Origin of the sequence: Bifidobacterium aemilianum (genome assembly GCF_003315635.1) — a bacterium.
Lineage (GTDB): Bacteria > Actinomycetota > Actinomycetes > Actinomycetales > Bifidobacteriaceae > Bifidobacterium > Bifidobacterium aemilianum.
This window is the reverse complement of the sequence record NZ_PDCG01000007.1, coordinates 33939-52117: the sequence shown is the minus strand read 5'-3', so window position 1 is coordinate 52117 and position 18179 is coordinate 33939. Positions and strand designations below refer to the sequence as shown.

At 61.5% G+C, this 18179-nt stretch carries 13 protein-coding genes and 3 tRNA genes; 12 read left to right on the top strand and 4 right to left on the bottom strand.

The window, feature by feature from the left end:
* Positions 1-317: 317 nt before the first annotated feature.
* Both CRD60_RS07145 and CRD60_RS07140 read left to right on the top strand, forming a co-directional pair.
* Complete coding sequence (locus tag CRD60_RS07145; protein WP_113860599.1) at positions 318-1940, top strand: NAD-dependent malic enzyme; 1623 nt, start codon at positions 318-320, stop codon at positions 1938-1940.
* A gap of 264 nt (positions 1941-2204) precedes the next feature.
* Positions 2205-3155, top strand: coding sequence for a LysR family transcriptional regulator (locus CRD60_RS07140; protein ID WP_161522210.1), 951 nt, complete (start codon positions 2205-2207; stop codon positions 3153-3155).
* Between the two features lie 241 nt (positions 3156-3396).
* Here CRD60_RS07140 and CRD60_RS07135 read toward each other — a convergent pair.
* The 3 genes from CRD60_RS07135 to CRD60_RS07125 all read right to left on the bottom strand — a co-directional run bounded on the left by CRD60_RS07135 (position 3397) and on the right by CRD60_RS07125 (position 4353).
* Positions 3397-3469: transfer RNA gene (locus tag CRD60_RS07135), tRNA-Phe, on the bottom strand.
* 45 nt (positions 3470-3514) lie between these two features.
* A tRNA-Asp gene (locus CRD60_RS07130) sits at positions 3515-3588 on the bottom strand.
* Positions 3589-3687: 99 nt separating this feature from the next.
* Positions 3688-4353 (bottom strand): DUF4190 domain-containing protein, encoded by a 666-nt coding sequence (locus CRD60_RS07125; RefSeq protein WP_113860597.1) that lies wholly within the window; start codon positions 4351-4353, stop codon positions 3688-3690.
* A 181-nt stretch (positions 4354-4534) separates the two neighbouring features.
* On the opposite strand from CRD60_RS07125, the gene trmB reads away from it, so the two are divergent.
* On the top strand, positions 4535-5419 hold the full coding sequence (gene trmB / locus CRD60_RS07120) for a tRNA (guanine(46)-N(7))-methyltransferase TrmB (RefSeq protein WP_113860596.1): 885 nt from the start codon (positions 4535-4537) through the stop codon (positions 5417-5419).
* A 76-nt stretch (positions 5420-5495) separates the two neighbouring features.
* A tRNA-Glu gene (locus tag CRD60_RS07115) sits at positions 5496-5567 on the top strand.
* A 420-nt stretch (positions 5568-5987) separates the two neighbouring features.
* On the opposite strand, the gene CRD60_RS07110 is transcribed toward CRD60_RS07115, so the two are convergent.
* The gene (locus CRD60_RS07110; protein ID WP_113860595.1) at positions 5988-6761 is read right to left on the bottom strand and encodes a (S)-acetoin forming diacetyl reductase; all 774 of its coding nucleotides are present in this window, start codon (positions 6759-6761) and stop codon (positions 5988-5990) included.
* A gap of 226 nt (positions 6762-6987) precedes the next feature.
* Between CRD60_RS07110 and CRD60_RS07105 the strand changes: the two genes are divergently transcribed.
* The 8 genes from CRD60_RS07105 to ftsH all read left to right on the top strand — a co-directional run bounded on the left by CRD60_RS07105 (position 6988) and on the right by ftsH (position 18175).
* Positions 6988-8568 carry an AI-2E family transporter gene (locus CRD60_RS07105; RefSeq protein ID WP_113860594.1) on the top strand — a complete coding sequence of 527 codons (1581 nt, stop codon included), beginning with the start codon at positions 6988-6990 and terminating at the stop codon, positions 8566-8568.
* On the top strand, positions 8568-9794 hold the full coding sequence (locus CRD60_RS07100) for a glycosyltransferase family 2 protein (RefSeq protein WP_113860593.1): 1227 nt from the start codon (positions 8568-8570) through the stop codon (positions 9792-9794). Before CRD60_RS07105 ends, CRD60_RS07100 begins: the two co-directional genes overlap by 1 nt.
* 214 nt (positions 9795-10008) lie before the next feature.
* Entirely contained in the window at positions 10009-10935 is a 927-nt protein-coding gene (locus CRD60_RS07095) for an ABC transporter ATP-binding protein (RefSeq protein WP_113860615.1), read from the top strand.
* Positions 10932-12581 (top strand): ABC transporter permease, encoded by a 1650-nt coding sequence (locus CRD60_RS07090; protein ID WP_113860592.1) that lies wholly within the window; start codon positions 10932-10934, stop codon positions 12579-12581. The genes CRD60_RS07095 and CRD60_RS07090 overlap by 4 nt, the downstream gene beginning before the upstream one ends.
* A gap of 111 nt (positions 12582-12692) precedes the next feature.
* Positions 12693-14162: a D-alanyl-D-alanine carboxypeptidase/D-alanyl-D-alanine endopeptidase gene (gene dacB, locus CRD60_RS07085; RefSeq protein ID WP_113860591.1), complete on the top strand. Its 1470-nt coding sequence runs from the start codon at positions 12693-12695 to the stop codon at positions 14160-14162.
* Positions 14163-14164: 2 nt separating this feature from the next.
* A complete protein-coding gene (gene tilS / locus CRD60_RS07080) occupies positions 14165-15319 on the top strand; it encodes a tRNA lysidine(34) synthetase TilS (RefSeq protein ID WP_113860590.1) in 1155 nt (384 codons plus the stop codon).
* A gap of 1 nt (position 15320) precedes the next feature.
* A complete protein-coding gene (hpt, locus tag CRD60_RS07075; RefSeq protein ID WP_113860589.1) occupies positions 15321-15884 on the top strand; it encodes a hypoxanthine phosphoribosyltransferase in 564 nt (187 codons plus the stop codon).
* Positions 15881-18175, top strand: coding sequence for an ATP-dependent zinc metalloprotease FtsH (gene ftsH, locus CRD60_RS07070; protein ID WP_330848984.1), 2295 nt, complete (start codon positions 15881-15883; stop codon positions 18173-18175). The genes hpt and ftsH overlap by 4 nt, the downstream gene beginning before the upstream one ends.
* Positions 18176-18179: the final 4 nt, after the last annotated feature.

Genomic DNA, 18179 nt, shown 5'->3' with positions numbered 1-18179 from the left:
GAGGTGCTCCTTCACACGGAAACTCAATGACACCATCGGTGTCGCACGGACGTTCGCGCGTCCAAGTCGCGCATCCTTGACGTGGCTTGCGATGGTGTGCCCACCGTATCCTCATGCGAAGCGACGCACAAATAGATGACAGTAATATGGACTCAGCTCCTGAACCGCTTGGCGAGTCTTGCTGGAAGCGCGGCCTTCCGCCCTTGGTCCCGTATTCGAATGCCCTATTTGCAGGTGAAAGTCCGGCTTTTTAGGCTGGCGCTCAGGGAGTCTATACAAGGACGCTAGGCTCCACCAATAGCAAAGGTGAGTGAACAATGACCGGTTTCAATACGTTGAATGATTCATACGTCACCAATGGACTGGGGTATTCCGCACAGGAGAGGGAACGTTTAGGCATAGACGGCCTCTTGCCCGCAGCAGTGCAGACCAACGACCAGCGGGCCGATATCGTCTACCGGCGTTTCCTGCAGGAACCCACCGATCTGGCCAAGCGCATGTATCTCATGAGCATCTGCCGCAGCGATCGCAAACTCTTCTATCGGAGCATGGATGAGCACCTGACCGAGTACATGCCCATAGTCTATGCGCCAACCGTCGCCCAGTCGATCCAGCAGTATGACCAGTATTATTCCGGCTCGGACGTCGCCTACATCTCCATTGAGCACCCCGATCGCATCGGCGCCGCCTTGGAGCAGTATGCGCAGGGCCATGAGATCGATCTGGTGGTATGTACCGACGCGGAAGGCATTCTTGGCATCGGGGATTGGGGGGCCCAGGGGGCCGAGATACTGACAGGCAAGCTGGCCGTCTACACCGCGGCCGCCGGCATAGACCCCTCCCGTGTGCTGCCCGTTATGGTGGATGTCGGCACCAACCGTCAGGCCCTGCTCGACAACCCCGATTACGTGGGCAACCGATTCGAACGGGTGCGCGGCCAACGCTATGACGACTTCATCGAGCGCTTCGTGCAGGAGACGCTCAAGCGCTACCCCAAGGCCTTGATCCACTGGGAGGACTTCGGCAGGCCGGAGGCGGCTCCCATTCTGAAGCGGTATCAGGATAGTATCCTGACCCTGAACGACGATATACAGGGCACGGGCGTCACCATTCTGGCGGCCCTCCTGGCAGCCCGAAAGATCTCAGGCATAGCCCCTGAGGAGACCAGGACGCTCGTGTTCGGCGCCGGAACGGCAGGCGTGGGTATTGCCGACCAGATCGTTGATGACCTGGTGCTGCGTCATGGCATGGATGAGGAGACAGCCCGCAGGTCGGTCATGCTCTTTGACCGTCAGGGTATGGTCATCTCCGACCAGGAGGATCTGACCGAAGGGCAGCGGAAGTATGCTCGTCAACCTGGTGAGTTCCCAGCTGTGAGTGACACCGGTTCCCTGGTTCAGGCGGTGGATGCCTTCCGTCCCACTGTGCTGGTCGGCACCTCCACCAGGGCCGGCGCCTTCAGCAAGGAAGTCGTCAAGACCATGGCCAGCCATGTGGAGCGCCCCCTGATCTGCCCCATCTCCAACCCGACCGAGCTGGCTGAGGCCAAAGCCAAGGATGTCATAGCCTGGACTGAGGGCCGCGCATTCGTGACGACCGGTACCCCCTCGGAGCCCGTCGAGTTCGGGGGCACCAACTACTATATCGGCCAGGGCAATAACGCCCTCATGTACCCCGGCATTTGTTTTGGGGCCATCTGCGCGAAGGCCAGCCGTGTAAGCCGTCAAATGCTGCTCGCCGCCGCCTACGCCATCTCCGATATGATTGATGCCGACCAGCCGGGTGCGGCTGTCCTGCCCGCCATCAAGGACCTGAGGGAGCTCTCGCTGCGTGTCGCCACCGCTGTGGCCCAACAGGCCGTGGACGAGGGCCTGAACCGTGAGCCCATTGACAATGTGGCCCAAAGCGTTGCGGACGCCCGTTGGTCCTTTGAGGACTGACGCACGGCATTGTGCGGCGGCAGGGTCTCACCTGCCCTAGTCCAGGTCGGGCTCCAGTCCCTATTCAGGGTAGGGTTGGAGCCCGGTCAGAACCGGGGCACAGTGTATGCGGGCCTCATTCTGGTATTTGTAGTCAGCTGAACCATGTCAATCCGGTAGACTGAATGACGATGACCAATCTGGACACAAGGCGGTGGTTCCACCCTCGTGCCCCTGCTCCAGGGGGAGGGGCTGGTCGGTCGGTTTACGGAGAGGTGGATGGCCATGGCGCAGATTGAGAACATCCGCGACCTAGAGATTCTGGTTGCTCTTGCCCAGACTCACTCCTTCACGCATGCCGCCTACCAGGTAGGACTGTCTCAACCCACGGTCTCCATGGCCATCAAACGTTTGGAGGAACAGCTGGGCAAGCCCCTGGTGGAGCGTAGGCGCTTCGGTGCGGGCGGCGTGCAGCTGACCGATGCTGGTCTGGTGGCGGTAAGCCGTGCCCAACAGATTTTGGTGGAGCTGGATACCCTTGGTCTGGCTGTGTCAGCTGTGGGGCGCAATCGCATCAGACGCGTTGGCCTGCCGCCCATAATCTCCTCCCTCCTGAACTGCGACCAGGAGGGCGATACGCCCTCGATGCCGTCGGGATTCGTGGGGGTCTCCTTGGAGACCGTGGGCTCCAGCCGGCTGCTTGAGCACATGCGCAAGCACCAGGTGGATTATGGTGCGGTTGCGGCCGTCGATGACCAATTGCATATATCCGGCGTTGAGACCCGCAAGATGACCACCTACCCCTTTGGCCTGGCCGGCAGCCAAGGACTTATGAGCACCTTGGGGGTCGATGTGAGCAGCGGGCTTACCCTTGGCGATATATCAGATCTGCCTGAATCGGTCCGGTTTGTGACCCTCAACCACGACTTCGTCCATGCCCAGGCTTCAGACCAGCTGCTGCGCCAGCAGGTGTCGGTCTCGCGGATCATAGAGGTGGCTGATCTTGATACCCTCAAAGCCATCACGTCCGCAGGCATAGCCTTGGGCTTCATCACTTCCGTGGGTGTGGAGGAGGTAGATGGCCTGGAGTTCATGCCATTCATCGACTCCAAGGCACCCAAGTTCAACATCTACCTTTTCCATGACCGTGACCGCGCCTCCAGTCCCAGGGCTGAGGCCGATGTTCAGGCTTTCGCCCACTATGCCAGGTATCAGCTGGTCTCCGCCCCGCATTAGCCATAAGACTCCCGGCATATTGGGGTGGGCTAAGGTCTGCGGGCATCGTTTCACTTGTGGGCCCGGAGGCAGGGCGGTAGCTATAGGCCCAACTTCACGGACTGATGGACACACCCGTCAGCTACCCGAACTGCACTGACTAGCGGACACACATTGTGGCGTATATCCCAAAACATCAGTCAACGGAATGACAGGAAAACCCCGCAGTCCGAGATTTCTGGGACTGCGGGGTTCATTCTCGTGGCTCCGAGCGGCATCGATCCGCTGACCTCACGATTTTCAGTCGTACGCTCTACCAACTGAGCTACAGAGCCATGGACAATCAAAAACCCGGCAGAACCGGGCACTTGATTTTCCAGCGACCCCGGCCGGACTTGAACCGGTGACCTCCGCCGTGACAGGGCGGCGCTCTAACCAACTGAGCTACGGGGCCGTGGCTTGCTGTTTAAGCAGCCGAGTAGCTATATTACACATATCTGGCCGGTGCGCAAGCCGCAGAGCCTTCCTGCGTGTCGTTGCCCTGCTGCCCAGCTCAGGCCGCTGAAATGGTCAGGTCAGACCAGGAATTGACCGGTGAGCACGTCCAGGCCACCAGTTCCTCCTCGCGGGGGGATTTCCGGCGCTCAAAACGGGTGAATTTGTCATCTTCAAAGGAGTAGTCGTCATCGTCGCCGTAGTTGTTGTCGCTGTAGCAATCATGGGTCTCGCAGTATCGGTTTGCGTAGTCGGTGTCAATGTTGCCGGCAATGAGTGCGAAGAAGAAGACGAAGAATATGAGCACGGCGGAGACCACCAAGGAAAACGCGCTGATGATGGTGCCGGCTATGGCCAGTGCCTTGCTTTCCTCTCCGGTCCGCTTGATCTGCCTCCAGGCGATGATCGATAGTACCAGCCCGGCCGGCGCGAAGAAGAAGGAACAGATGAATCCGACGATGGACATGGCGTTCCAGGAGCCCCTGCGTGGCGTCATATAAGGACTGGTGGGGGGAGGGTATGCCTGGCCCATGGGCATCTGTGGGCCTGGCATGACGGATGGTACCTGATTGTAGGGCTGGGTGTAGGGGTTGGGCACCGGGGCATGGAACTGCGGTCCCATGTGGGCTCCCTGCTGGTAGGACCCATGGGCTTGATCGTTGGATAGGGGCTGCTGAGGCTGATAGGGCTGCTGTGGGGCCGGTCCCGGGTTATTTGTGCTCATGTACCGATTCTACCCGTTGGATATGAATGAAGCGTGAAGCGTATGGAGGGGGTTCGGGCAGACCTTATCGGGTCCGAAGGTCTCCAGGCTGGGCGTCGCTCCTTACTGTCGTTGCCGGAGCGACTGGTCGCGCTCGCGACGACCTAGCAGTCGTTCCGGGTCTTCCCCTAGAGTCGTGTATATGAATGCAAGCGAGATTGACCCCACGGCCAGGCAGGAATCAGATCAGGGACAGGTCGCCCAATCGGCGACTAAGGAAGGGCAGGCTGCTGCGAGCCCCAAGGCGCAGGGCAGGCCCCTCCTGTCCTTCGTGCGCCGGTCAAGTCATTTGACTGACCGCTTGCAGCGGGCCTGGGACTCCTACGCGGACACCTACCTCCTTGATGTCAATGCGGGGGAGGGGTCCTTGGAGGTCGACCCACAGCTGAGCTTCGACCAGGATTTTCAGGCGCTGCACTGGGGCCATGCCCATCCCCTGGTCCTGGAGATAGGCACCGGTCAGGGCGAGAACATCGTGGCCGCCGCGCAAGGCGATCAAAGCACTGACTTTCTGGCCGTCGAGGTCTATGATCCCGGCCTGGCCCATACCATGCTCATGGCGGGCAAGGCCAATGTGGATAACCTGCGTATGGCCCAGGTCAACGCCCCTGAGCTCCTGGAGGCCATCAGCGACGGGTTGCTGGCCGAGGTGTGGACCTTCTTCCCCGATCCCTGGCCCAAGACCAAGCACCACAAGCGCCGTCTGGTCCAGGAGGGGCTGGCCCGGCAGGTCTGGCGGACCCTCAAGCCTGGGGGAGTCTGGCGGATCGCCACCGACATCGAGGACTACGCCCTGCATGTGCACGAGGTCATGGACGGCCTCGACTACTTCCACAATGAAGGTGGCCTGACCGTCAGCCTGCCCACCGAGCATGTGGGCAAGGGCAACGCCGATATGGCCGTGGACTTGCCCCATGCCGATGTTGAGGAGTCGACCCGCTTCGAGGGCAGGGTACTGACCAACTTCGAGAAGAAGGGCGTGGCCGCCGGCCGTAGCATTCATGACTTCTGCTACCGCAAGCTTTGAGGCTCTGGCACGCCTCATACCACGACACGCCGGTATTGCGGCAGGCTTGCTCAGTCCCTACTATTTAGTAGTCGTTGCCCCCTTCGTCTAACGGTTAGGACACCAGACTTTCAATCTGACAACGAGAGTTCGACTCTCTCAGGGGGTACCTATGGCTACCGCGTTCAAGTACGCGGCTTCCCGCCCTTGCTCCGGCCTGTGCCTGGAACCTGGATCAGGTATCTTTCTGCAACTGCTTTGTTTCTGTCGGATGTCGGATCGCGAAATCCCTTATGTTGGCTATTGATGTGATGTGCCTTTTCTTCTAGGAACGTCGTCCGCTGGAGTTTCCCCTGCTCTTGGCGGCGCTGCAGGGTGTGGAATGCGTGCGCTGTCATGATGCCTCAAAGAGGATATTTTGATAGGCAGTGGGCGCAAGAATCCTAAGTATGGGGTGCATTCGGCTGGTATGTCTAAAATCCCGTTTTCGATTCAGGGCCTGCTGGGGGCGCGAGGAATCGGAAACGGGATGTGATGTTGGGGCTGTGGCTTGGGGCCCGCTGTCAGGCCTGGGCTCACCGGCTGCCGATCAGTGGAACTGCATGCCACCGTCGACGATGATGGTCTGGCCGGTGATGTAGTTGGAGTCAGGTCCGGCCAGGAAGGAGACGGCCGCAGCCACATCATCGGGTTCGGACAGGCGCCCCAGTGCGATGTCCTTAGAGAAGGTGCTCATGCCCCACTCGTCGGACTTGCCGGCGTTCTTGCCCACCTGATGGGCGATGTCCATCATCATGGGGGTCTTGACGATGCCGGGGGCGTAGGCATTGGCGGTGATGCCCTCGGAAGCCAGGTCCCGTGCGGCCACCTGGGTGATGCCGCGTATGGCGAACTTGGTGGAGCAGTACATCATCAGGTTGGGGTTGCCGACCACGCCGGCCTGGCTGGAGGCGTTGATGATCTTGCCACCATGACCCAGCTCACGGAACTTGGCGACGGCCGCCTGCATGCCCCAGATGGTGCCGGCCACGTTGACGTGCATGACCTTGTCGAACATCTCCTGGGTAATGGTCTCGATCGGTGTGGTGGGAGCCAGGCCGGCGTTGTTGACGATTACGTCGAAGCCGCCAAACTTGTCGGCCACGGTGTTGACGGCTGCTGCGAAGGCCTCGCGGTCCGCCACGTCAAGCTTGACGGCCATGGCTCGGCCGCCCTCGGACTCGATGGCCTTGACGACTTCGCCGGCCTTGTCCTCATTAAGGTCGGCCACGGCAACGGCAAAGCCGTCCCTGGCCAGACGTTTGGCGATGGCTTCTCCGATGCCCTGTGCGCCGCCGGTGACGAAGGCTACTTTCTTGGTCATTAGAACTCCTTTGATCATGTGGTTATGACGAGTTCATGATACTGCGCGCATATGAGGCATCTATGAAGCCACAAGCATCCAAGTGCTCCAGAAAGGAAGACCGCATTGGTTGACCGGGATATGCGACCCTGCTATTTGCGATGGTCAGGTCGATAGAACCAGGCTCATGCTGGATGTGCTTCGCGCCTGGGGAAGGGCGGTAGGGCGGTGTGTAGGATGGTGGGTTATGACTCAAGAGGACAATCAGAAGATAGATTTCGCTTCGGTGTTCCCCGCCAAGGGTGACCCGCGAAGGCCACCGGATTGGTGGGGCCGGGGGCTGCTCTATGTCGCCATTGCGATCTTTCTGGCCGTGTTCGTGTGGCATGCATGGGGTGCCGTCGAATTTGTCGTCTTCGATGTGGTCATCTCGATCTTCATCGCCCTAGCCATGGAACCCCTGGTGGTCAAGCTGGTGGGCCATGGTTGGAAGCGCGGACTGGCTTCCGCCACCAGCCTGACCGGACTGTGCATTCTGGTCGTCGCCCTTCTGGGTCTGTTCGGCAACATGTTCGTCCAGCAGGTCATCTCTATGGTCAAGGGCGCCCCGGCCCTCTACAGCCAGATAGTGGAGACGGTCGAGCAACACACCAGCTTCAAGATGCCGGAGATCCAGAATCTGGGCGGGGAGATCTTCAAGAACCTGCAGACCTCCTGGGTCACCGATTTCGCCGGCCAGGCCCTGTCGACCACCATGGGCCTCTTCAGCTTCCTCCTGAACCTTCTGACCGTCCTGATGGTCACCTATTACATTTCCGCCGCTGGTCCCAAGATGCGGCGGTCCCTCTGCCAGTGGCTGGGACCGGCGACCCAACGTCGCTTCCTGCTGGCCTGGACCATAGTCCAGGACCAGATATCGGGCTTCCTCTTCTCCCGAAGCATCCTGGCCGTACTGAACGCCTTCTTCATGGCCATCTTCCTTGAGATGATTCATGTGCCCTATTGGCTGCCCCTGGCCCTCTTCTGCGGTATCACCTCCCAGTTCGTGCCCACGGTCGGCACTTATATCGGTGGCGCCCTGCCCGTGGTCTTCGCCTGGGGTTCCAACGGCCTGACCTATGCCTTGGCCGTGCTGGTCTACATCATCATCTACCAGCAGATCGAGAACATGATTCTCTCGCCCAAGATCTCCCAGAGAACCATGGACCTGAACCCCGCCATCGCCTTCCTCTCCGTGCTGGTTTTGGGTGCGGTCTTCGGTGCCCTTGGAGCCTTCCTGGCCCTGCCGGTTACGGCCAGCATCCAGGCCATCTTCAAGGTCTACACCAAGCGTTACGAGCTGGTGGATTCACCCCTGATGTACGACCCGGCTCCGGTCAAGAAATCCAAGGTGGTCGAGGGGGCCGAGGCCTTCAGCGAGCATGTCATCAAACCGGTCAGCGACCATATTCCACGCGCGGCCAAGGGGTCCAGTGCCCGGGTGCCCAGCAGTGACGAGTTCCGGGAGCTGCGCAATGCCCTGTATCGGACTTCGACCTCCCAGGACCTGGACGAGTCGGAGACGGTGGCCATACCCAAGGGGATTCTCGCCGAGCGCCATGGCAAGCCCAGCCTGAAGGGTGTCCAAAGGAATCGTGCGGACTCGGAAGCTGGAGAGGCCAAGGGGCCGAGTTCTGCCGGGCCAGGGTCTGATGGGTCAGAAGCAGGTGGCGCCGGGCAGGCAGAGTCCGACTCTGGCAAGCCTAGGGAATTCAAGCCCAAGTCCAGCCGCCAGCATAACCCCCAAGCCAAGCGAGACAACGATAATCCAAGAAGCAGGTGGCAGTAATGGTATTGCTGAAGGTTCTTGACATCCTTCTGCTGATCATCGGTGGGGCCGGAGTGCTCTACCAGGGCGTCTGCATCGTCGCCTCACTTTTTCATAAGGAGATCCGCTTTCCTTCGGCCCCACAAGACAAACGGTTCGCAGTTCTGATTTCGGCTCGTAACGAGGAGGGGGTCATCGGCAACCTCATCGACTCCATCCACGGCCAGACCTACCCCAGCGACCTGATCGACATCTGGCTGGTGGCCGACAACTGCACCGACCAGACGGCCCAGACCGTGCGAGACAAGGGCGGCCATGTATACGAGCGCTTCAACCAGGAGCAGATTGGCAAGGGTTACGCCCTGACCTACCTCCTGGATTGCATGATCCGTGACGGTGCCGCCGATGACTACGATGCCTTCTTCGTCTTCGACGCCGACAACCGCCTGGATAAGCACTACATAGAGGAGATGAACAAGGCCTTCCAAGCCGGCTTCAAGATCCTGACCTCCTACCGCAACTCCGTCAACCTCTCCGACAACTGGGTCTCCTCGGGTTCGGCCCTCTGGTTCATCCGTGAATCCCGCTTCCTGAACAACTCCCGCATGGTCTTCGGTTCCAGCTGCCACGTGGGCGGCACCGGCTTCATGTTCTCCAGGGAGATCATGCAGCGCAACAAGGGCTGGAAGTTCCACCTGATGACCGAGGACCTGGAGTTCACCATGGATTCGGTCCTGCACGGCGACCGCATCGGTTACTGCGGTACGGCCATCCTCTACGATGAGCAGCCGGTCTCCTTCAAGCAGAGTTGGCGGCAGCGACTGCGCTGGAGCAAGGGCTTCCTGCAGGTCTTCCGTTATTACGGGCCGGCCCTGATCAAAAGGGCCATCCAGCAGCGTGACTTCTCTGCCGTGGACCTCTCCCTGCTGATCTGCCCCTTCACGGTCCTGGGCGTGGGCAGGGCGGTGCTCGGCTGCCTCTTCCCACTCCTCGGCTTCGTCTCCTGGTCCAGCCAGCTGACGGCGTTGATCAATTGGTCGGCCGGCATCGTGGTCAGTATCCTCTCCCTCATGGCCCTGGCGGCCCTGACCATCGTGGCCGAGCGCGGGCAGATAGGCGCCTCCAACAAGGAGCTTCTGGCCTATGTGCTCAGCTTCCCCATCTATATACTTTCCTATGTTCCGATCTCTTTCCAAGCCATCTTCTCCAAGGTCCAATGGAAGCCCATCGAACACAAGGGTGACTAGCCTGCCCAGCGCGGCATTCCAGCTTGTGGATCCCTTGCCATGCCCTGTGACAGTGATGAGATGTGACCGAGCCTTTACCCTGCTTCCCTGAAGACTTGCCTACGGGAGGGGGGGGGGTATCTCATATACTGCTTATATGATTGAGACATTCAGTGATGCTGCCACTAGGTCCGCCAGTGACTCCACCCCCCAAGCCGTATATGCTGCTCCACAGATGGCTCCGGCCATGTCTGCGGCCCCTGGAATGCCACCGCTGAACCCTGCCGCCGCAGTATCCATCCGGGGCCTGTACAAACGTTTCGGCGACAAGGTGGCCGTCAATGGTCTGTCCATGGACATCCCAGTGGGTTCCTTTTACGGCCTGGTTGGGCCCAACGGTGCCGGCAAGACCACCAGTCTGAACATGTTGACCGGTCTGCTGAAGCCAGATGGCGGGTCGGCCATGGTCCTGGGGCAGGAGGTCTGGGCCAATGTCAACCAGGTCAAGCAGGCCATCGGTGTCATGCCGCAGACCGACCAGATCTTCGACCGGCTCACCGGCATGCAGCTCCTGATCTATGCGGGCATGCTTCGTGGCATGAAGCGGCCCGAGGCCATGCGGCGGGCCACGGACCTCCTGGCAGCCTTCGACCTGGCCCAGGCGGCCAACAAGATGGTGGCCGACTATTCGGCGGGTATGACCAAGAAGATCTGCCTGGCCGCGGCCATGATCCACAGCCCCCGCCTGCTGGTGCTTGATGAGCCCTTTGAGTCTGTGGACCCGGTCTCCTCGGCCAACCTCAAGGACATTCTGGTTGAATACGCCTCGACCGGCGGCACGGTCATCATCTCCTCCCATGTCATGGCCCTGGTCGAGAAGATGTGCACCCACGTGGCCGTCATCAGCGATGGACAGGTCAAGGCCGCCGGAACGGTCGCCCAGGTGGCCAACGGTGAGGACCTGGAGGACCGCTTCCTCCAGCTGGTCGGTGGACGCCACAGCGCCGCCCACCTCTCCTGGCTCAACGGCGGTGGAGCGGGCCAGTCCGGCAATTGCGGTCAGGGACCTGTGCCCCAGACCACAGCGCCTGCCATGCCTCAGACACCGACACTGGCGCCACACCCAGCTGGTGATTCCGCCGGTTTCGGGGAGCCCCGATGAAGACGGCCATCACCATCGTCAAACTTCGCTGGGCCCTGACCTGGGCCAACATGCGCAAATCCGTCTGGCAGACCATCGGGTACATCTTCGGCTGGCTCATGGGCGCAGGCCTCATCGCGCTGGTGGCGGCTACCGCCAAAGGCATCAATGCGGAACTGGCAGGTCAGGAATCGGCGAGACACGCTCAGACCATGTCCTTACTGGTGGTCCTGGCCGGCTCCATCATCACTGTGATGGTCGTCATCATCCAACTGCTCTACATCGGGCAGGGCTCCACCCTGAATACCAAACGGTTCGAGCTCTTCGGCATCCCCGACCGGCAACTGCAATTGGGCATCCTCCTGGCGGGTCTCAGCGGAACCCCTGCCATCGCCGGCCTGGTCTCCCTCCTGTGCTGGTCCATGGCCTACCTCTGGCTGGGTCCCTCGGCTTTCACCTTCGCCCTGGTTGCCGCCCCCCTGTGCATCGTGACCATGATGAGTATAGCCAAACTCTGCATCTCCCTGGCATCGACCATGCTGACCAGCCGGCGGGGCAAGAACGTCTTCTATATCCTGATCATGCTCATCTTCATCGCCATGCTGGAGGCTCCGGCCCTGATCGGCGGGGCACAGTCAGGGCCAGATGGGGACCTCCACTTTGATGCCAACCTCTTCTCCGCACCCTCTCGGATTCTGGCCTGGACACCCCTGGGGGCCGCCTTCCAACTGCCCTTCGACGCCTGTGCCGGCAACTGGCTGGCCCTGGTCGGCCGCTTGCTGATGCTGGGACTCACCTGCCTACTGTGTTTCATGGGTTGCACCTGGTGCCTGCGCTATGAACGACTCCATGCGGGAGGCAGTCAGAGGACGGCCGCCATCAAGGGCATCGGCTCCTTCTCCTGGATGCCTGATTCGGTATCGGGGGCCATTTCCGCCAGGGTCTTCACCTATCTGCGGCGCGACCCACGGCAGGGCATGTTTTTGGTCATGCCCCTGCTCTTCGTCCTGATTTTCGGTTTCCAGGGGCATTCGATGGGCAGCAGCGCCATGGTCTGGCAGTCCCTGATCTGGGGCGGCTGGTTCATGAGCATGATTGAAAGCAATGGCCTGGCCTACGACGGGCTTGGCTTCACCATGCAGGTCATCATGGGGGTGTCGGGCAGGCAGGATAGGCGTGGCCGCGTCCGGGTCTACATGCTGACTTCAACAGCCTACCTGCTCATCATGGCGCTTGCCCTCTTCATCTTCACCGGTAGTTGGAGGACCGGCGCGGGGCTGGAGGTATCCCTGACCGTGCTGGGTGTGGCCTTCGCCTTCGCCTTCAGTTCCCTGGGTCTCGCAGAGGTCACCTCCACCACCCTCATGTACCCGGTGCCCTCCATGGATAAGCCCTTCTCCTCGCCCCAGGGGCGGGCCATGGCCCAAGGTTTCATCCCCTTCGTCTACATGCTGGGCAGTCTCGTTCTAGTCATTCCGACGGGTATTGCGGCTGCCCTGGTCTTCGGCCTCCTGGGTGGGAGCTCCTTGTGGATCATCGGTGTGGTTGGTCTCATCAATGGCCTGGGCATGCTGGCTCTGGGCACCCGGCTGGGTGGCAGGCTGCTGGATTCACGGATGCTGTCCATAGTGGCCACCCTGGGTTCCTTCGCCGGCCTGCAGAAGTAGCATGGTCCGGCGGTGAGGAGAGCGGGCTTCGCGTTGACCTGCCGATGCCCTAGCATAAGCTATGAGTGAGCCAGAACCGGCTCCTGGCAAGTGGACGAAGGATGATGACAGGTGCAAGAGGCGGAGAAAACCAGGACTTGCGGCCCTGACGGATCCGGCTGGGTTCGTGCCCACAGGGTCCTGACCGTCAGTCTGTCATCACTCCTGGGCCTGCTGCTGGTCACCGCCTATCTGCTGGCCGATGTGACAGATGCGCTCCCTGGTCCGCTGACCTTGCAGCCCATGGTCGAAAAGCATTATCCGGCTCCGGCCACTGTGGGTGCAGTCAAGAGGCCGCTGACCGGGCCCGCCGACCGCAACAGGCCCATTGACCAATCCCAGGCCCAGCAGCTCGTGGACCAGTTCGCCGCCACTGACGGCCTGGGTGAGGATTGGTCCCTGGCCATAGGAGACGCCCAAGGCCATCTGCTGGTCGAGCATGAGGCCCAGCAGCTGCGCCAGCCCGCCTCCACCATGAAAACCCTGACAGCCCTGGCGGCTGCCTCCGGTCTGGATATGGGGTCCACCCTGGACACCCAGACCTACCTGGTCCAAGCGCCTGAGGGCGATCCGCAGCTGACTCTGACCGGGCATGGAGACATGCTCCTTGGCCGCGGCGACAACGACCCCAAGCACGTCAACGGCCGTGCGGGATTGAGGTCCCTGGCCTTTGATACGGCCCAGGCCTTGGGCCGGCGGGGGATCAGCCAGGTCAGGCTGGCCTATGATGACTCCCTATTCGCAGACCAGCGCAGCCCTGCGGGTATCGACCAGAACGACCCTGACCATATGTTCTTCACCCCTCCCTCCTCCATGGCTGTCGACGGCGGGCGGCTCTGGCCCGAAGGTGGACCAGATGACCCGGACGGCTTGAACGGCTACCCACCCCTGTCCACCCATACCGCCTCGGATGCCGCACAGACCTTCGCAGACCTCCTGGCCCAGGAGGGCATCAGCGTCTTGGGTGCTGTCGAGCAGGGGACCACCCCGGCCGCCAGCTCACCTCTGGCATCGGTCTCCTCGGCCCCGCTCAGCCAGGTCATGGCCTTTATGCTTAGGCATTCCGACAACACCCTCGCCGAGGAGTTCGGCAGGCTCCTGGCCTTGGCCGTTCGGGGCGAGAACACACCGGCCGGGGCTGTGGCGGCGGTCAAAGCCAAGTTGGCCGATCTGCGGATAGACAGCCAGGGGCTCAGCATGGCGGATTGCTCCGGACTCGCGCCGCAGTCCTTGGTCTCCGCCAAGACCCTGGTCGAGGTTCAGGTCCAGAATCTTCGCCCGGGTGCCGGGGTGGCCGCCGCAGAGGGCCTGTCGGTGCCAGGGCTGGTCGGCACCGCGGTCGGCAGGCTCGATGATGGGCAACTATCCGGCCAGTTGCGGGTCAAGACCGGCACCCTTGATGATGTGACCTCCATGTCCGGCAACATATCCAGAAGCAAGGGCGGGCTGCTGGCCTTCGCGGTCATCGTCAACAAACCCCAGGATGCCGGCGCCGCCAAGGAGGCCATCGACCGTTTCATCACCCAGGCAGCAGGATTGTAGCCATGGCATACTCCTCCCGTCTGCGCACCGCCATAGGCGACCTCAAGAGCTGCCTGAAAAGCCAGGGCCTGGGCTTGCAGGACCCCGCCTTCGCCCAGCACGGCAGCCATGAACCTCTGCCGGATGCCCCCCTGGTCCTGGTGGCCTGCTCAGGTGGGCGCGACTCCATGGCCCTGGCGGCCCTGACCTCCACTGTTTGTGCCTCCCTGGGCCTGCGTGCCGGCACCCTGATTGTGGACCATGGCCTTCAGGAGGGATCTGCCCAGGTGGCCGACCAGTGCGCACAACATTGCCGGAGCCTTGGCCTGGACCCGGTCCAGCTGCTGACCGTACGGGTGGCGCAAGCTGGATCCGGACTTGAGGCCTCCGCCCGTCAGGCGCGCTACCAGGCCTTGGTCCAGGCGGCCAAGGCGAAAACAGCCGACCTGGTGCTCCTGGCACATACCAAGAGCGACCAGGCCGAGACCGTGCTCATGGACCTCATGCACAGCTCGGGCCTGGATTCCATCACCGGCATGCCGGCCAGCTTCCGGCTCGACGGGGTTTCCTTCGCCCGTCCTTTCCTGAGGCTGACCCGGGAGGAGACCACAGGAATCTGTTCAGACCTGGGCCTGGAATGGTGGGACGACCCCAGCAATGGGGACGGTGCTGATGCGGGGCATCCTCTACCCGTCGACTACCCATTGCGCTCGCGGATCCGCCACGATCTGCTGCCATATATGGAGGACTTCTTCGGGGGAGATCTGACCTCACACCTGGCCCATAGCGCCAGTCTGGCTGCCCAGGACCAGGAATACCTGGAGCAGCAGGCCCAGGAGCTGATGGTGAGATTGGTGGGTTTTGAGCCGCTGGCCTCTGTTGCCCAATCGCCAACCACCTCTCCGAACAGTGCCAAGCTCACAACCGCAGCGCCTACGTCGGCCGGTCCGCAGGCAGCCAGCATCCAGGCAAGGGGGCTGGCCGCCCAGCACCCAGCCATGCGGCGACGGGTCATCGCCAAGACCATGCTGGCCCTAGGACTGCCTGTGCTCTCTCGGCATGTCGAGGCCATAGACCAGCTCATAGCCAACTGGCACGGCCAAGGTCCCATACACCTTCCCAGCGGATATTCAGCAGCCCGTCAGAAACACGTCATTCATCTGTGCAAATATAGGTAATATGCAAATCGCGGACATCTCAGAAGAAATTGATCACGAACTGATTTCCAAGGATCAGATCGAACACAAGATTGCAGAAGTCGCCCGGCAGGTGAGCGATGATTACCGTGGGGGCGATCTGCTCTTGGTAGGGGTTCTTAAGGGAGCCGTCAACACCATGGTCAATGTCGCCATGAATCTGAGCATTCCGGCGGATATGGATTTCATGAGCCTATCGTCTTACGGCTCCGGCACCGTCTCCACAGGCACCGTCAGCATCCGCCAGGACCTGACCACCGATGTCAAGGGCCGCAGGGTGCTGATCGTCGAGGACATCGTCGATTCGGGCCATACGTTGGACTGGCTGGTCAAGGAACTCGAAGGGCGCGGGGCGGCCTCGGTCGATGTTTTCGTGCTCTTGGAGAAGCCCGCCAGGCGCGAGGTGGCAGTGGACGTAAGATACAAGGGTTTTGAGATTCCCGACGAATTCGTGGTCGGCTTCGGGCTCGACTATGACGAACGCTTCCGCAACCTTGACTCCATAGCGGTGTTGAGACCGGAAGTCTACCAAGGAGAAGAAGCATGACCTACCCTCAAGGTCCCCAGCAGCTCCCGCCCATGGGTGGCGGCAACCAGGGGAATAACAGGCCAGGCAACGGCAACCCCTTCACCAATCCCTTCAACCGTAAGGACGACAAGGGGCCAGGCAAGGACGGAAAACATGGCCCGGACGATAAGCGCCCCGTCTGGCAGAACTCCTGGCTCTGGGCGGCCATCCTGGTGCTGCTGATCCTGGCGTCCGTGATGATGTTCAAGATGCCGGGCGCCAAGACCATCGACACCGTCGATGGCCTGCAACTGCTCAAGTCCACCTGCCAGGTCCACAACAAGGGCCAGCAGGGAATCTGCGAGTCCTATGACAGCATCATCGCCAAGGGCGGCAAGGACGACCGGAAGGGCACGGACAAGAACAAGGACGGCGACAAGAACAGCGAGTCGGCCAAGGCCCAGCTCAGCGCGACCCACCAGGCCGATGCCAGCAAGGGCAACATGGTCGTCCGGGCCAACATCGTCGACAACAAGCAGCAGGTGACCCTGGAGCTGTCCCAGGACTTCAGCAAGAGAAATCCGCAAACGGGCAAGGACATCAACTACGGGAAGAACGTCCAGTTCTACTATGCGCAGGCCCAGGGGCCCCAGGTATCCAAAGCCGTGGAGAACGCCAAGCCCAGCAAGGGTTGGACCTCCAGCATCGAGGAGTCCGGCATCTGGACCAACCTGTTGATCTCCGTGGTGCCCTTCCTGATCTTCCTTGGCTTCATCTGGTTCCTGATGTCCAAGATGATGCCTGGCGGTGCCAGCGGCATCATGGGCGTGGGCGGCAAGAAGGGGAACGGCAAGCTGCTGGAGGGTCAGACCCCCACGACCAAGTTCGCCGATGTGGCCGGTGAGCAGGCCGCCGTCCAGGAGGTTGAGGAGATCAAGGACTTCCTCAAGGACCCCTCCAAGTACAAGGCCCTGGGTGCCCGCATTCCCCGGGGCGTGCTCCTGTATGGCCCTCCTGGAACCGGCAAGACCCTGCTGGCCAGGGCCATCGCCGGCGAGGCCGGAGTGCCCTTCTACGCCATGGCCGGTTCGGACTTCGTCGAGATGTTCGTTGGCCTGGGTGCCTCCCGTGTGCGCGACCTCTTCGAGGAGGCCAAGAAGAACGCCCCCGCCATCATCTTCATTGATGAGATCGACGCAGTCGGCCGCAAGCGCGGTTCAGGCATGTCCGGTGGGCACGACGAGCGCGAGCAGACCCTCAACCAGCTTCTGGTCGAGATGGACGGCTTCGACAACGACACCAACCTGATCATCATCGCCGCCACCAACCGACCCGACGTGCTCGACCAGGCCCTCCTGCGGCCTGGCCGTTTCGACCGGCAGGTCGCCGTGGAGGCCCCCGACCTGGAGGGCCGTGAGGCCATCCTCAAGGTTCATGCCAAGGGTAAGCCCTTCGTGCCCGGTGTTGACCTACATACCGTCGCCGTCCGCACTCCCGGCTTCACCGGTGCCGACCTGGCCAATGTCCTCAACGAGGCCGCCCTGCTTTGCGCCCGCGCTGGTGCTCAGCTGATCGACAACCGGGCCATCGATGAGGCTATCGACCGGGTGCAGATGGGACCCAAGCGCCAGTCCAAGGGCATGGCCCTGGCGGAGATGCGCAACACGGCTTACCACGAGGGCGGTCATGCCCTGGTGGCGGCAGCTCTGCGCCATTCCGATCCGGTGACCAAGGTGACCATCCTGCCCCGTGGCAGGGCTTTGGGCTACACGGCTGTTATGCCCACCGAGGACCGCTTCTCCGAGTCCCGCAACGAACTGCTTGACCAGATGGCCTACGCCATGGGTGGCCGTACAGCCGAGGAGATCGTCTTCCATGACCCCACCACCGGTGCCTCCAATGACATCGAGAAGGCCACGGCCATCGCCCGGAAGATGATACTGGAGTTTGGATTCTCCTCCAAGCTTGGTGCCATCAAGTGGGATTCCGCTGACGCCCAGTCCGACGCCGACAGCCTCAAGCCCAAGCAGTATTCGGACAAGACCGCCGAGATTATCGACGAGGAGGTCCGCAAGCTGGTGGAGACCGCCCACGACGAGGCCTGGGAGATCATCAACCAGAACCGTGACATCCTTGATGAGATGGCCCGCCGTCTCCTCCTCAAGGAGACCCTGGATGCCCAGGAACTCGCCGAGCTCTTCTCGACCATCCGCAAGGCCCCCGAGCGCAAGCTCTGGCTTTCCGACGACCGCCGGCCCGATTCGGACCTGCCCCCCGTCGAGATCCCCGAGGGGCTCAGGCAATCACTGGGCGTCAAGTCCGGTGAATGATGGA